Origin of the sequence: Roseibium sp. (genome assembly GCF_965229775.1) — a bacterium.
Taxonomy (GTDB): domain Bacteria; phylum Pseudomonadota; class Alphaproteobacteria; order Rhizobiales; family Stappiaceae; genus Roseibium.
In genome coordinates, this window is record NZ_OZ245929.1 from 3,520,193 (window position 1) to 3,534,462 (window position 14,270).

The following is a 14,270-nucleotide window of genomic DNA, read 5'->3' on the forward strand; positions in this document are numbered from 1 at the left end:
GCAGCTTCGTGTCGAGTTCTGGCAATGACTCTCATTACCTACGTTACGCGAGTTCATTTTGCCGATGGCGTTTTGGAAGAAGCGCTGTGGTCGGAAGTTGAGGTCAATCGCAAGACGCGGCCCCTGATCGTTACAGACGAGACCCATCTGGACAGCGAACTGTATGAACGGCTGCTTGCCGGGCTGCCGGTGCGCACATCGGTCGAGGTCGTCAGCGACGTGCCCGACATTCCGAACGAGGGCGCCGCCCGCCGCGTCGCAGAGATTTACCAGCGCACCGAGCGTGATCTCCTGATTGCATTCGGACGCAACACCGCGATCGATCTTGCCAAGATCTCGCGCATATCGATCGCGCACAGCGAACCGCTTGAGACCTTCTCCTACGCAACCGGCGGCTCCAGACGGATCGGCAACAACCTGCCGGATCTCTATGCCGTTCCCGGCATTCAGGGATTTGGTTCCGCCGTCAGTGCCCATGCGCCGGTCGTTCTTCAGGACGGTGAGCGGACACGCCTGATGTGCAAGAAACTGGTGCCGACCGTGACAATTTGCGACCCGACGCTGACGCTGGGCGCAACGCCGGTCGAAAGCGCAAGCGCCGGGGCCGATGCGCTCGGCCGATGCGTCGAAGCCTACCTGTCCCCCGGCTACAATCCGCCTGCCGACGGGATCGCGCTTGACGGGCTTGGGCGGGTGATCGCCAACCTGCACAAGGTGCTGGAGAACGACAGTGTCACGGCCCGCCGTGAGCTGATGGCCGCCAGCCTGAACGGTGCGCTCGCCCTGCAGAAGGGGCTTGGAACCATCCACGCCATTGGCTGCGCGCTGGAGACAGTCGTCGACCGCCGCCTGGACCCGGGAGCCCTGAGCCGCCTGCTGCTGCCCTCGGTGCTTCAGTTCAACGCCGGGGCCGCGCGCGAGAAGTTCAGCACCTTGCAGAACCTTTTCGACCCGAATGGCGACAGCGGACCGGCCCGGAGCGTGACCGAGTTCCTGCACGATCTTCCCCTGCCGGAAAGCCTCAATGAAATGGGCATTGGCGAGGACGAGCTTCGAACCGCCGCCGATCTGGCGGCATCGGACCTGGCTGCCGTGCGCAGCCCGCGCGCTCTCTCAAGTTCAAGTCTCTACTCGATCATGAAATCGGTGCATTTGGACAGAACCCGGGTGGCCTGATGAAACCTTTGCTGATCAACGGGGAATGGGTGGCGACAGCAAGCGCCGCGGAGAACCGGAATCCGTCCGATCTCTCCGACGTGATCGATCTTTACGCGCATGCCGGTGTTCCCGAAACCCAGGCGGCAATGGATGCAGCCGCGGCTGCGGCCCCCGGCTGGGCCGCCACGTCGCCGCAGCAGAGGTTCGAGATCCTGAACAGGGCCGCTGATGAACTGGCGCTGCGAAGACAGGAAATCGGTACGCTGCTGTCGCGCGAGGAAGGCAAGACGCTCCGCGAAGGTCTCCTGGAAGCGGAGCGGGCTGCCAACATCTTCCGTTTCTTTGCCGGTGAGTGCGTGCGGCAGACCGGTGATCTGCTTCCCTCCGTGCGCCCCGGCATTGATGTCGAGGTGACACGTGAACCGCTCGGCGTCGTCGGCATCATCACGCCGTGGAATTTTCCGATCGCGATACCGGCCTGGAAAATCGCCCCGGCGCTCTGTTACGGCAACGCGGTCGTGTTCAAACCTGCCGAACTGGTGCCCGGCTGCGCCTGGGTCCTCGCGGATATCCTCAAAAGAGCCGGTGTGCCGGACGGGGTCTTCAATCTGGTGACGGGGAAGGGATCGGTCGTTGGTCAGGCACTGCTGGAGTCACACCTGATCGACGGGATAACCTTTACCGGGTCGCAGACGATCGGGCACCGGGTTGCGGCGTCCTGCCTGGAGAGGCTGCGCAAGGTCCAGCTCGAGATGGGTGGCAAGAACCCGCTCGTCGTGTTGAACGATGCCGATCTCGATCAGGCCGTGGATGTCGCGGTGGACGGCGCCTTCTTCTCAACGGGGCAAAGATGCACGGCCTCGTCGCGCCTGATCGTGACGGAAGACATTTGCGGTCGTTTCATCGAGAAACTGGCCGATCGCTGCAAGGCGCTGACAGTCGGCAACGCGCTGGCCGAGGGAACCGAGATCGGACCGGTCGCCAGCGCGGACCAGCTTGAGACCGACCTGAGATACATTGAAATCGGCCGCGCCCAGGGCGGCAACCTGCGCTGCGGAGGCGAGCGCCTGCGCCGGGAGACGGACGGATACTACCTGCAGCCCGCGCTTTTCACCGACACGACCAACGACATGCGCATCAATAGGGAAGAGGTGTTCGGTCCCGTCGCCTCGGTCATCCGCGTGAAGGATTATGACGAGGCGCTTCACGTTGCCAACGAAACGGAGTTCGGCCTGTGTGCGGGGATCTGCACGACCAGCCTCAAGCATTCCAGCCATTTTCGCAAGAATTCGAAGGCCGGCATGGTGATGGTCAATCTGCCAACGGCGGGCGTTGACTATCATGTTCCCTTCGGCGGCAGGAAAGGCTCGAGCTTCGGTCCGCGGGAGCAGGGCCGTTACGCAGCGGAATTTTTTACGACGGTCAAGACCGGGTATGTTCGTGCCTGATTATACCAACCGTCATAGATAGAAACCCATTTCACCGGGATTATTTTGCCACAAGGCAAGGCGCGGTTTGCGCGCTAGTGCCGGCACTTCAAGCAAATCGCAACGCGGCATTGGGGCAAAAGAACCCGGCCTCCGGTCGCATGAAATGAGTTTCTATCTATGAAGGTTGGTATTACTGCGCCGCAGCATGAATTTCAGTCTGATTTCGTAACTCTGAGTCTCTTTGTAAGGCTGTTTGTCTTGCAAACTGGTATTTTTGCGAGGTTTACTTCAGGAAACAAAAAAATAAACGATCGCGATAATCCTCGGGAGGAGGGGACTATGAGCGAAGCGATATCCGTTCACCACGGTGAATTCGGGCGCGCGGCTCTTTACAAGCTGGATAAGCCTATCATCACGCATGCCCACAGGGAGGGGCATCTGATTTTCTATCTGGGCGGTGCCGAGGCGAAGGTCAGTGTATCCGGAAAATGGGTCGCGGCTGACCGGAATACCGGCGTGGCCGTCAGTCCCTGGGAGCAGCACAGCTTTCACCTGAAAGACAAGAATCCGGTCGAGGCCTGCATGTGCCTGGTGCTTTACATCAAGCCGATCTGGTTTCTGGAAAACAGCCAATCTGCTGAATTTGCACTGAATTTCGGCCGGTCCTTCATCTCCATGACACCCGACGTCTCCAACTGGGTGAAGCGCCTGACGTCGCTGTTGCTGGACGGCGGCAACGATCATCTGTTCGATGGCTATCTGTACCGGACCACGCTGCAGTGTTTCGAGCAGTCCTGGCGCCATGCGGACCGCAATTCGGTTCTCAGCGACAGCCGCCACAGGTTCACGGATTACCGTGTGCGCCGCTCGCTCCGTCTCATGCAGGAAAACTACACCGAGGAAGTCGAAGTGGAGTGGCTGGCGCGCGAAGTCGGCCTGTCCCGCCCGCATTTCTTCAAGCTTTTCAAGAAGCAGATGGGTATTACACCAAATCTCTATCTGAACACGCTGAGGGCAGAACAGGCGATTTCCGACCTGATGACCACCGACAAGTCGGTGACCGAAATCAGCTACGATCTCGGATTTTCCTCGCAGGCCAGCTTCACCCGTTTCTTTTCGTCCAATGTCGGGATTCCGCCCAGTGACTACCGCCGCGTGGCGCACGTCACGTAAGCGGAGCGGTCCGCCGGTGCCGGACATCAATTATGCCGATGATGGGCCAACAGAGAAGACTATCGGGTACGTCGATTCCGGAGCTTCCAACTTAGCCTTTTCCTGAGCCAGCGACCTCAATGTCGATAGAGCTTAGGGAGGACGTCGCGTGTTGCGGCAAAAACATCTCGGTCAATGCACCGCTGCCGGAGGGCGTTTCCGATGAGGGACTTCGCATCGAGACATCCGGTCTGGACAGTCATCATCCTGCTGGCGGTCGCCGTTTTCATCTGGCTGATCTTTGCCGTCTGGCCGAAGGGGCTTGTCGACGTCATCGGGCGCAAGAAGGTCTTCCTGAACGCGGTCTTCAACGGCATCACGCTCGGCGGCCTTTATTTCCTCGTGGCTAGCGGCTTCACCCTGATCTTCGGCCTGATGCGCAACGTCAATCTGGCGCACGGGTCGCTCTACCTCCTGGGCGGCTACATCGGATATTTCGTTGCCAGTTCCACCGGTTTCTGGCTGCTTGCGTTCCCGGTTGCCTTCGTTCTTGTCGCCATCGTCGGCATTCTCATGCAGATCTTCATCTTCCGCAGGATGGAGGGACAGGATCTCAGGCAGACGCTCGTCACGATCGGGATTTCCATCGTCATGGCGGACCTGATGCTCTGGGGCTTCGGGGGAGATTTCTACAATATTTCTCCGCCGAGCTGGCTGAGCGGACCGATGGAAACCCTGTTTGTGACGGGCGTGAAACGCTCCTCGGGAGAACTGATTTATCTGAAATATCCTGTGGTCCGGGTCGTCATTTTCCTGGCGTCCGTCGTGATCGGCGTGGCCATGTGGCTGATCCTGAACCGCACCCAGATCGGCATGATGATCCGCGCCGGTGTCGATGACCGCGACATGCTCTCGGCAACGGGCGCACGCATTCAGCTTGTCTTCGTCGGTGTGTTCGCGTTCGGAGCGGGCCTTGCCGGTATCGCGGGGGTCGTCGGCGGCACATTCCAGTCGGTCGCCCCGGGTGAAGACATCCGCTTTCTTCTGGCCTCCCTCGTGGTTGTCATCGTCGGCGGCATGGGATCCATCACCGGCGCGGCGCTGGGCGCTCTCCTGATCGGGCTCGCGGAGCAGTTCGGGTCCGTCTACTTCCCGACCTATGCCGTCGTTCTCACGTTCCTGATCATGGTGCTGGTGTTGGCGTTCCGCCCGCAGGGCCTGATGGGAAGGTCGTGATCCATGGCGCTGGCTGAGAGCAATCCCGCAACCAAGGTTCGCGACGTGCGTGAGCGCGGCTGGTTCGAGCGCATACCTGCCGGCTACTGGGTCGTCTGCATTGCCCTTCTGATCATGCCGGCCTTCGCCAGCGAGTTCACGCTCTACCAGGTGTTCGGGTGGTCGTTCATTCTCGGCATGATCTCACTGAGCCTCATGTTCCTGGGCGGCTACGGTGGCATGGTGAGCCTCGTTCAGATGTCGGTCGCCGGCCTCGCGGGATACATGGTCGCGATCTTCGGCGACAGTGCCATCACCGACATCAGCCTGGGCTGGCCCTGGTACATCGCCATTCCGCTTGCGCTCGTCGTTGCGATCTTCTTCGGGACGGTCGTCGGGTCTCTCGCCGTGCGCACCGAGGGCATCTACACCATCATGATCACGCTGGCGGTCGCCGCCGCGTTCTTCTATTTCACCCGCCAGAACTACGCCGTCTTCAACGGCTTCTCCGGTTTCAACGGGGTGCTGCCGCCCAACCTTTTCGGCGTCGACTGGCGGCAGAGCATTCCCTTCTACTACCTGACCCTGTTCTGGGCCGCCGTTGCCTATTTTGCGGTTCTGTACATCTCCCGCGCGCCCTTCGGTCTTGCCTTGCAGGGTGTGCGTGACAATCCGCGCCGCATGGCCGCACTTGGCTACAGTGTCAATGCTCACCGGATTGCCGCTTATGCCTTCGCCGCCCTGATCGCCGGTACCGGCGGCATTCTCCTGACCTGGCAGTCGGCGCAGATCTCACCGGGCACCGCAGGGATCGGTCCGGCGATCGACATTCTCGTGATCGCGGTGATCGGCGGCATGAGCCGTCCCATCGGTCCGTTCATCGGCGCGTTCATCTACGTGCTCCTCAAGACTTTCGCCATCGACGTGCTGCTCTCCGTCGGGCTGAGCGGCGAACGCTTTCAGCTGCTCATCGGCCTCGGTTTTCTCGCGATCGTTTTCTTTTCTCCGGACGGCCTACTCGGCCTCTGGGACCGCTGGCAGGACTACCGCAAGCGCGATCCCCTGCTGGACCGCGGGGAGGACAGGCTGTGACGCTGCTCGAAGCCGCCGGCACCTCCGTCTCTGATCGCCTGAGCGTTACCGGAACGGCGAACGCACTGGAACTGCGCGGGGTCAGCAAACTCTTCGGGGCCCTGGCGGCGCTGAGCGACATCGACCTGATCGTCAAACCGGGGGAGCGGCGCGCTGTCCTTGGGTCGAACGGGGCCGGAAAAACCACCTTGTTCAACTGCATCACCGGCGACTTCGCTCCGACAACCGGGTCGATCAGGTTCTTCGGCGAAGAGGTAGCCGCGTTTCCGGCCCAGGAGCGCATCCGGCGCGGACTGCGCAGGACCTACCAGATCTCGCTCCTGTTCACCGGCCTGTCCGTTCTGGACAACGTTTATCTCGCCTGCTGCGGCGTGTCGCGCGGCCGCTTTTCGTTTGTCCGCCCGCGCCGGAACGATGCCCTGATGGCCAGTGCGGAAAACTTGGTTCACGTGGTTCATCTCGACGATGTTCGCGACACGAAGGTCTCCGATCTGTCCTACGGGCAGCAGCGCCAGCTGGAAATCGCGATGGCGCTGTCCGGTGCGCCGCGCTTTATCCTGTTCGATGAACCGGCGGCCGGTCTCTCTCCGACGGAACGGCAGGAATTGATCGAAATCCTCACCGGGCTGCCGAGCCACATTGGCTACATCATCATCGAGCACGACATGGACGTTGCCCTGCGTGTCGCCGAATCCGTCACGATGATGCACAACGGCCGGATCTTCAAGGAAGGCAAACCGGCCGAAATCGAGGAGGATGAAGAGGTTCAGGCCCTTTATCTCGGCGGTGAAGAGGGGCTCGGTCATGGCTGAACGCTCTTCCCCCGCTCTCGAGATCAAGGATCTCAATGTCTATTTCGGCCAGTCTCATGCCCTGCAAGGGGTCAATCTGACACTGGACCACGGGGTCCTGTCCGTCGTCGGCCGCAACGGCATGGGCAAGACAACGACATGCAAGGCGATCATGGGCCTTGTTCCCGTCGCGTCCGGCGGCATTAGTCTGTTCGGGCAGAACCTGGCAGGGCTCGGTCCCGCCGAAATCGCGCGGCTCGGGATCGGCTACGTCCCCCAGGGCCGGCGTCTGTGGCGATCGCTCACCGTCGACGAACACCTGCAGCTGGTCTCCCGGCGCGGCGGAGCTTGGACACCGGAGCGGGTCTATTCCGTGTTCCCGAGGCTGGCGGAGCGGCGCAGCAACGGTGGGGCGCAGCTGTCTGGCGGCGAGCAGCAGATGCTGGCCATCGGCCGGGCCCTGCTGCTGAATCCGAAGCTTCTCGTCATGGACGAACCGACCGAGGGACTCGCGCCGGTGATCGTCAATCAGGTTGCCGAGATGCTGGTGCGTCTCGGCCAGGAAGGCGACATCGACGTCCTCGTGATCGAACAGAATATCGGTGTCGCCTGCGCGGTCGCCGATCAGGTTGCGATCATGGTCAATGGCCGGATCAACAGGATCCTGCCGTCTAACCAGCTTGCGGCCGACAGGGACCTGCAACAGGCTCTTCTAGGCGTCGGCCGCCACGCGCATGACGAAACACCTGCCCCGGCACGCGAACCCGAAACGGATCAGGCAGCACCCTCGGTCCCTCATGTTCAGCGGGTGTATCTTTCCAATCCGAAAACGCCGACACGCTGGTCGCGGCCGGTTCCGGTCCGCGTGATCGAAAACACGGCGCGTACAAGCACGGCCGTGGCGGCATCGGCGGCAACGCCCGTCACGCCGCTGTTCGCGCAGCGAACCGGGGGTGGCGCGACCGTCTACGTCGCCGGGACGCTCGACACCAAGGGCGAGGAACTGCGTTACATCCGCGACATCCTGAAGGCGGAGGAGCTGACGGTCCGGCTTGTCGACCTGTCGACGAGCGGCAAGCCGTCCGGGGCGGAAGTCCCGCCGCATGCGGTCGCCGCCTTTCATCCGCGCGGTGCGAACGGCGTCTTCACCGGAGACCGCGGAACGGCTGTCGCCGGGATGACATTGGCATTCGAACGCTGGATGCAGGCTCAGACGGATGTCGCAGGTGTCATCTCCGCCGGAGGGTCGGGCGGCACGGCGTTGGTCAGCCCCGCCATGCGCACGCTGCCGGTCGGCATCCCGAAGGTGATCGTCTCGACCGTCGCCAGCGGCAACGTGGAACAATATGTCGGCCCGTCCGACATCATGATGCTCTATTCGGTTGCCGACGTGCAGGGCTTGAACTCCATCACGCGCGAGGTTCTCGGCAATGGCGCGGGCGCACTTGCGGGCGCGGTCAAGGCCCGGTCAAAGCGCAAACCGGTCCGCAATGCCAAGCCCGCGGTCGGATTCACAATGTTCGGTGTGACGACCCCCTGCGTTCAGCAGGTGACGGCGGCTCTTGAAGACGATTTCGACTGCCTGGTCTTCCACGCAACGGGCGTCGGTGGCAGGTCCATGGAGAAGCTCCTGGACAGCGGCATGCTCGCCGCCGTGGTCGATCTCACGACAACAGAAATCTGCGACATGGTCGCCGGAGGTGTGTTCGCGGCCAACGAGGACAGGTTCGGTGCCTCGATCCGCGCAGGGCTGCCCTATATCGGGGCTTGCGGCGCGCTTGACATGGTCAACTTCAACGCCCCCGAAACCGTCCCCGAGCGCTATCGCGGCCGTCTCTTCTACGAGCACAATCCGCAAATCACGCTGATGCGGACCACGGTCGACGAAAACATCGAAATGGGCCGCTGGATCGGCAACCGCCTCAACGAGATGACCTCACCGGTCCGCTTCTTCCTGCCAGAGGGCGGGGTCTCGCTGCTGGACGCCCCCGGCATGGCCTTTCATGACCCGGCTGCCGACGAAGCGCTTTTCAGATCCCTTGAGGACACCGTGCGACAGACCAGCGAACGCCGGCTGATCCGTGTGCCCCACAATATCAACGACCCGGAATTCGCCGAGCTGATCGTCGAAACCTTCCGCGGCTTTCATTCCAGCCGGCGCAGCCGTGCAGCAGGAGATTGACGATGTTCGAACGCAAGCACCTTGTCGAAAAATACCGGGCCATGATTGCCCGCGGAGAACCGATCATCGGCGGTGGCGCCGGGACGGGTCTGTCCGCCAAGGGCGAGGAAGCCGGCGGCATCGACCTGATCGTCATATACAATTCCGGCCGCTACCGGATGGCCGGACGCGGCAGCCTGGCGGGCCTGATGCCCTATGGCGATGCCAACAGCGTTGTCATGGAAATGGCCGGTGAGGTCCTGCCCGTGGTGAAGAACACCCCGGTCCTTGCAGGTGTCTGTGCGTCGGACCCGTTTCGCCTGATGGACAAGTTTCTCGACGAGGTCAAGGCCGCCGGATTTTCAGGCGTCCAGAACTTTCCGACCGTCGGACTGATCGACGGCAACTTCCGGGCCAACCTGGAAGAGACCGGAATGTCCTATCAGCTGGAAGTCGACATGATCGCGATGGCGCACCGCAAGGACATGCTCACGACGCCATACGTGTTTTCCACCGAGGACGCGGCCGCGATGGCACGGGCTGGCGCCGATATCATCGTGTGCCACCTCGGCCTGACGACCGGCGGCAGCATCGGTGCGGAAACCTCGCTGAAGCTGGCGGACTGTCCGGCGATCGTCGACGAGTGGTCCGCGGCGGCCCTGGCGGTCAATCCCGACGCCGTCGTCCTGGTGCATGGCGGCCCGGTTGCGATGCCGGATGATGCCGAATTCGTCTTGAAGAACACGCGCAACTGCCACGGTTTTTACGGCGCCTCCTCGATGGAACGCCTGCCGACCGAGGTCGCGCTCGTCGAACAAACCAGAAAATTCAAGGAAATCTGCGGCTCTTGAGCCGGGGGGGAGGATCGAACATGGCTGGTCAGCTCATCGGGCAATTGGTGCTTTGGCTCATACTCGCGGTCATCGTCGTCTTCATCCTCTATTGGGTGATGCATTGGCTTTACCGGCGCTCGACCAAGGAGGTCGCGTTCGTGCGAACGGGTTTCCTCGGCGAAAAGGTCGTGATCGACGGCGGCGCGTTCGTCTGGCCGATCATCCATGACATCACACCGGTCAACATGAACTCCCTGCAGATGGCGCTGACCCGCGAAAAGGAAGACGCGCTGATCACCAAGGATCGTCTCAGGGTCGACGTTGACGCGGAATTCTACGTGCGGGTCGGCCAGACGAAGACGGCGGTCAGCCTGGCGGCATCGACCCTCGGGCGGCGCACGCTCGAACCGGAACGCATCCACTCGCTGCTGTCGGGCAAGTTCATCTCCGCGCTCAGAACCGTCGCCTCGGAAATGACGATGGAGGAGCTTCACGAAAGCCGGCATCTCTATGTCGACCGTGTGCTTGAGGCCGCGCAAGTGGGGCTCGACAAGAACGGACTGGAGCTAGAAAGCGTCGCGATCACCGATATCGACCAGACCGGGATCGAATATTTCAATCCGTCCAACAGGTTCGATGCCGAGGGTCTGACCACGGTGATCCGCGAGATCGAGGACCGGCGGAAACTGCGCAACGACATCGAACAGGATTCCATGATCCGCATCCGCTCGCGCAATCTGGAGGCGGAAAAGCAGGTTCTGGACATTGAGCGCGAAAGTGAGAATGCACGCCTGGAGCAAGAGCGCGAGATCGAATTCCGGCGCGCCCAGCAGCACACGGATCTTGTCCGTGAACGCGCGGAACGGGAGAAGGAAGCCGAGCAGGCCTCACTTTTGAGCCGGGAAGCGATCGAAACCGCACGGATCGAAAACGAACGGCTCATTTCCGAAGCGCGCATCGCCTCCGAAAAGGAAGTGCGCCAGAAGGAAATCGACCGCCAGCGGGTGATTGACGAAGCCGAGATCGTCACCCGCGAAGCCGTGGAAAAAGCGCGGATCGGCCAGGAAAAGAACCTGACCGAGGAGCGGATCAAGACTCAGCAGATGACCGAGGCGGCCGACATTGCCGCCAAGGAAGCGGTCGAAAAGGCCCGGATTGCGCAGGAACGCGCGCTGTCCGAGGCGCGCATTGCCAAGGACCGGGAAACCGAGGCTCTGGAGATCGAGCGCCGGAAGACCATCGAGGAGACCGACATTGCCGCGCGCGAACTGATCGAAAAGGCGAAGATCGCGCAGGAAGAGGCGGTGACCGAGGCGCGCATCACCTTTGAGCGCTCGACCCGTGAACGGGAAATCGCGCGCAATCTTGCCGTGGAACAAGCCGAGATCGCATCGCGCGAAGCGGCTGAAAAGCTGCGAGTCGCCCAGGAGCAGACGGTCAATGCCTCGCGCATCGAGGCGGACCGTGAAACGCGCCGGCTGGAAATCGAACGTCAGAAGATCCTCGAAGAGGCCGAAATTGCCAGCCAGAAGGCGACCGAGGCGGCACGGATCGCCCGCGAAAAGGCCTTGTCTGCCGAGCGCATCGCCTCCGAACAGGCAACGCGCGCACTCGAGATCGAGCGACAGCAGCAGATCGATATTGCCCAGATCGCGGCACGCGAGGAAACCAACAAGACGCGCATCGCGCAGGAAGAGCGCATCAGGAACCTGGAGATTGCCTCCAACAAGGCGATCGACGAGGCGGAAATCGCCGCGCGCGAAGCGGTCGAGAAAGCCCGCATCGCCCAGGACAAACAGCTGTCGTTCGAGCGCATCGCGGCGCAGGAAGCCACCGATGAACGCGATGTGGCCCGTCAGGCGGCCCTCGATGCGGCCAATATCGCCGCCAAGGAGGCAACGGAGGCCAAGCGCATTGCCCAGGAAAAGGTGATCGCTGCGGAGCGGATTTCCTTCGAGCAGGAAACGCGCGGGCTGGAAATCGCGCGCAACAAGGCGGTCGAGGAAGCCGAGATCGCCGCGCGCGAAGCGGTCGACGCGGCCCGGATTGCGCAGGAAGCCAAGATCACGCTGCAGCGGATCGAAAGCGAGGAGGCAACGCGCGAACGCGACGTCGCCCGCGCCAAGGCCATCGAGGCGGCGGAAATCGCCAAGCTGGAGGCAACCGAAGCGGCACGCATTGCCAAGGAAAAGAAGGTCGCCGCGGAACGCATCGCCTACGAGCAGGATCTGCGCGAACGCGAGATTGCCCGCAACCGCGCGGTCGACGTCGCCAACATCTCCGCACAGGAGCTTGTCGAGGCCGCCCGCATCGCGCAGGAAAACAAGGTGCGCACGGCCGAGATCGCCAAGGATGCGGACATCCGCACCCGCGAGATCGAGAAAACCGAGGCGATCGAAACGGCCGAGGTTGCCTCACGGCGCACTGTCGAACAGGCGCGTATCGCGCAGGAGCAGAAAACGACCGCCGAGAAAATTGCCCGGGACGAGACGATCAGGTCGCTGGAGATCGCCCGCAACAAGGCGATCGACGAAGCCCAGGTTGCGGCGGATCAGGCCGTCGAGGCGGCCAGGGTTGCCAAGGCGAAGTCCATCGACGCGGAGAAGATCCTGGCGGAACAGGAACTCGACGCCAAGAAGCTGGAACGCAAGAAGGTGCTCGAACAGCTCGAGATCGCCCGCGTCCAGGCCTTGCGCGAAGCCGAGATCGTCAGCCAGGAAGAAATCGAACGTGCGCAGATCGCCTCCGAACGCGGTCTGGACGACGCCCGTATCGGCCATCAGACCGAGCGCAGGCGCCTGGAGATCGAACGCGAGAAGTCGGTCGAAAGCGCCCAGATGGACAAGGCCATCGAGCTTTACAAGAAGTCGCTGGATGAAAGCGCTGCTGCCGTTGAGGCGGAGGTCGCGCGGGCGCGTGCCACCGAAGCTGCGGAAAAGGTCAAGACGGCACAGGAGACGGAAGTCGCCACCCGCCGCAAGTCCGTCGACGTGGTTCTGGCGGAAAAGGAAGCAGAGGAAAAACGCATCGCGGCCGAAGCCGAACGCATCCGCAGGGCCGTGGAGGCCGAGGCGCAGAAACTCATCAACGAGGCGGAAAACGTTCTCACCGACGGCGCCCGTCATTCCCTGTTCAAGCGCAAGATGCTGGAGCATGTCGAAGGCATCGTCGCTGCCTCCGTCAAGCCGCTTGAGAAGATCAACGACATCAAGATCATGCAGCTTGGCGGCAACGGCACAGGCGGCCTTGGCTGGGCCGACGGCAATGGCGGCGTAGCCGGTGGCGGCGGTGGCGGAGGCGGCGGCGGCAGTCCGACCGACGAGGTCATCAACTCGGCTCTGCGCTACCGGGTCCAGGCCCCCATGGTCGACAGCCTGTTGAGCGATATCGGCATCGACGGGTCGAACCTGGCCAAGTCCGATGTCATGCGCACCGCCAACGACATGACTCGCGCCGCAAACGAGATGAAGCGTCTCAAGGCGGATGACAAGCCCAAGGGCACCGGCTCTTCCAAGGAGAGCAAGTAATGGCCCGGGTCTACACGTCCTCCGTGATCAACGCGCCCGCGTCAAAGGTCTGGGAACGGATCCGGGATTTCAACGGCCTGCCCAAGTGGCACCCGCGCATTCGCGAGAGCCGCATCGAGGATGCGCTGCCGGCGGACAAGGTCGGCTGTATCCGGAACTTCAATCTGCAGAACGGCGACAATATCCGCGAGCAGCTGCTGGGTCTGTCCGATTACGACCTCTTCTATAGCTATTCGATGCTCGAGGGGCCGATGCCGCTCAGTGACTACATCGCCACGCTCCGCCTCACGCCGGTGACGGAGGGCGACCGCACCTTCATCGAATGGTCCGCGGAATTCGAATGCGATCCGGAGAACGAGGACGATCTCGTCAGCGGGATCGGGACGAATGTCTTTCAGGGCGGCTTCGATGCCCTGAAGAGGCATTTCGGCGGCTGAGGCGCCGGCGCGAGGGGAGCGGGAAACATTGGTCAAGGTTGTTCGCAGCACAGTTTTGAAGGCGCCGGTCGAGACCGTGTGGGACGTCCTGCGTGACTTCAACGGCCACGACCGCTGGCATCCGGCTGTTGCCACCAGCCAGATGGAGCGGGGCGAAAGCTCCGACAGGGTCGGGGCGGTGCGCCGGTTCAGGCTGCAGGACGGATCTGAACTGCGGGAACAGCTGCTGACCATGTCGGATCTGGAGCAGAGTTTCTCCTACTGCCTGCTGGATACGCCGATCCCGCTCTTCAACTACGTGGCGCATGTGCGCCTGTTCCCGGTGACGGACGAGGACTGGACGATGTGGGAATGGGAAAGCCGGTTCGATACGCCGAAAGGGCGGGACAGGGAACTGGCAGAACTGGTCGGCAATGACATCTACGTCGCCGGCTTCAAGGCAGTTGCGGAACATATCGGGGTGGAGGCTTAGCG

The 14,270-nt window shown here is 62.2% G+C and carries 11 protein-coding genes; all 11 read left to right on the forward strand.

The window, feature by feature from the left end:
• Positions 1–24 precede the first annotated feature (24 nt).
• Complete coding sequence (locus ACO07N_RS15900; RefSeq protein ID WP_421981959.1) at positions 25–1,176, forward strand: iron-containing alcohol dehydrogenase; 1,152 nt, start codon at positions 25–27, stop codon at positions 1,174–1,176.
• On the forward strand, positions 1,176–2,606 hold the full coding sequence (locus ACO07N_RS15905; protein ID WP_421981960.1) for an aldehyde dehydrogenase family protein: 1,431 nt from the start codon (positions 1,176–1,178) through the stop codon (positions 2,604–2,606). The genes ACO07N_RS15900 and ACO07N_RS15905 overlap by 1 nt, the downstream gene beginning before the upstream one ends.
• A 321-nt stretch (positions 2,607–2,927) precedes the next feature.
• Positions 2,928–3,761 carry an AraC family transcriptional regulator gene (locus ACO07N_RS15910; protein WP_319386383.1) on the forward strand — a complete coding sequence of 278 codons (834 nt, stop codon included), beginning with the start codon at positions 2,928–2,930 and terminating at the stop codon, positions 3,759–3,761.
• Positions 3,762–3,962: 201 nt separating this feature from the next.
• Entirely contained in the window at positions 3,963–4,976 is a 1,014-nt protein-coding gene (locus ACO07N_RS15915; protein WP_421981961.1) for a branched-chain amino acid ABC transporter permease, read from the forward strand.
• A gap of 3 nt (positions 4,977–4,979) precedes the next feature.
• Entirely contained in the window at positions 4,980–6,047 is a 1,068-nt protein-coding gene (locus ACO07N_RS15920) for a branched-chain amino acid ABC transporter permease (protein ID WP_421981962.1), read from the forward strand.
• A gap of 2 nt (positions 6,048–6,049) precedes the next feature.
• Positions 6,050–6,859 (forward strand): ABC transporter ATP-binding protein, encoded by an 810-nt coding sequence (locus tag ACO07N_RS15925; protein WP_421984438.1) that lies wholly within the window; start codon positions 6,050–6,052, stop codon positions 6,857–6,859.
• Positions 6,852–9,020 carry an ABC transporter permease gene (locus ACO07N_RS15930; protein ID WP_421981963.1) on the forward strand — a complete coding sequence of 723 codons (2,169 nt, stop codon included), beginning with the start codon at positions 6,852–6,854 and terminating at the stop codon, positions 9,018–9,020. The genes ACO07N_RS15925 and ACO07N_RS15930 overlap by 8 nt, the downstream gene beginning before the upstream one ends.
• 2 nt (positions 9,021–9,022) lie before the next feature.
• Positions 9,023–9,850 carry a phosphoenolpyruvate hydrolase family protein gene (locus ACO07N_RS15935; RefSeq protein ID WP_421981964.1) on the forward strand — a complete coding sequence of 276 codons (828 nt, stop codon included), beginning with the start codon at positions 9,023–9,025 and terminating at the stop codon, positions 9,848–9,850.
• Between the two features lie 20 nt (positions 9,851–9,870).
• The gene (locus tag ACO07N_RS15940; RefSeq protein ID WP_421981965.1) at positions 9,871–13,359 is read left to right on the forward strand and encodes a flotillin domain-containing protein; all 3,489 of its coding nucleotides are present in this window, start codon (positions 9,871–9,873) and stop codon (positions 13,357–13,359) included.
• Positions 13,359–13,796 (forward strand): SRPBCC family protein, encoded by a 438-nt coding sequence (locus ACO07N_RS15945; protein ID WP_319386389.1) that lies wholly within the window; start codon positions 13,359–13,361, stop codon positions 13,794–13,796. Before ACO07N_RS15940 ends, ACO07N_RS15945 begins: the two co-directional genes overlap by 1 nt.
• Before the next feature lie 28 nt (positions 13,797–13,824).
• Positions 13,825–14,268 carry an SRPBCC family protein gene (locus ACO07N_RS15950; protein WP_421981966.1) on the forward strand — a complete coding sequence of 148 codons (444 nt, stop codon included), beginning with the start codon at positions 13,825–13,827 and terminating at the stop codon, positions 14,266–14,268.
• The last annotated feature ends 2 nt before the right edge of the window (positions 14,269–14,270 follow it).

Bases quoted from the DNA above. Each gene is read 5' to 3' on its own strand.
- ACO07N_RS15920 (WP_421981962.1), top strand. From the start codon at position 4,980: ATGGCGCTGGCTGAGAGCAATCCCGCAACCAAGGTTCGCGACGTGCGT.
- ACO07N_RS15900 (WP_421981959.1), top strand. From the start codon at position 25: ATGACTCTCATTACCTACGTTACGCGAGTTCATTTTGCCGATGGCGTT.
- ACO07N_RS15910 (WP_319386383.1), top strand. From the start codon at position 2,928: ATGAGCGAAGCGATATCCGTTCACCACGGTGAATTCGGGCGCGCGGCT.
- ACO07N_RS15915 (WP_421981961.1), top strand. From the start codon at position 3,963: ATGAGGGACTTCGCATCGAGACATCCGGTCTGGACAGTCATCATCCTG.
- ACO07N_RS15935 (WP_421981964.1), top strand. From the start codon at position 9,023: ATGTTCGAACGCAAGCACCTTGTCGAAAAATACCGGGCCATGATTGCC.
- ACO07N_RS15945 (WP_319386389.1), top strand. From the start codon at position 13,359: ATGGCCCGGGTCTACACGTCCTCCGTGATCAACGCGCCCGCGTCAAAG.
- ACO07N_RS15905 (WP_421981960.1), top strand. From the start codon at position 1,176: ATGAAACCTTTGCTGATCAACGGGGAATGGGTGGCGACAGCAAGCGCC.
- ACO07N_RS15940 (WP_421981965.1), top strand. From the start codon at position 9,871: ATGGCTGGTCAGCTCATCGGGCAATTGGTGCTTTGGCTCATACTCGCG.
- ACO07N_RS15930 (WP_421981963.1), top strand. From the start codon at position 6,852: ATGGCTGAACGCTCTTCCCCCGCTCTCGAGATCAAGGATCTCAATGTC.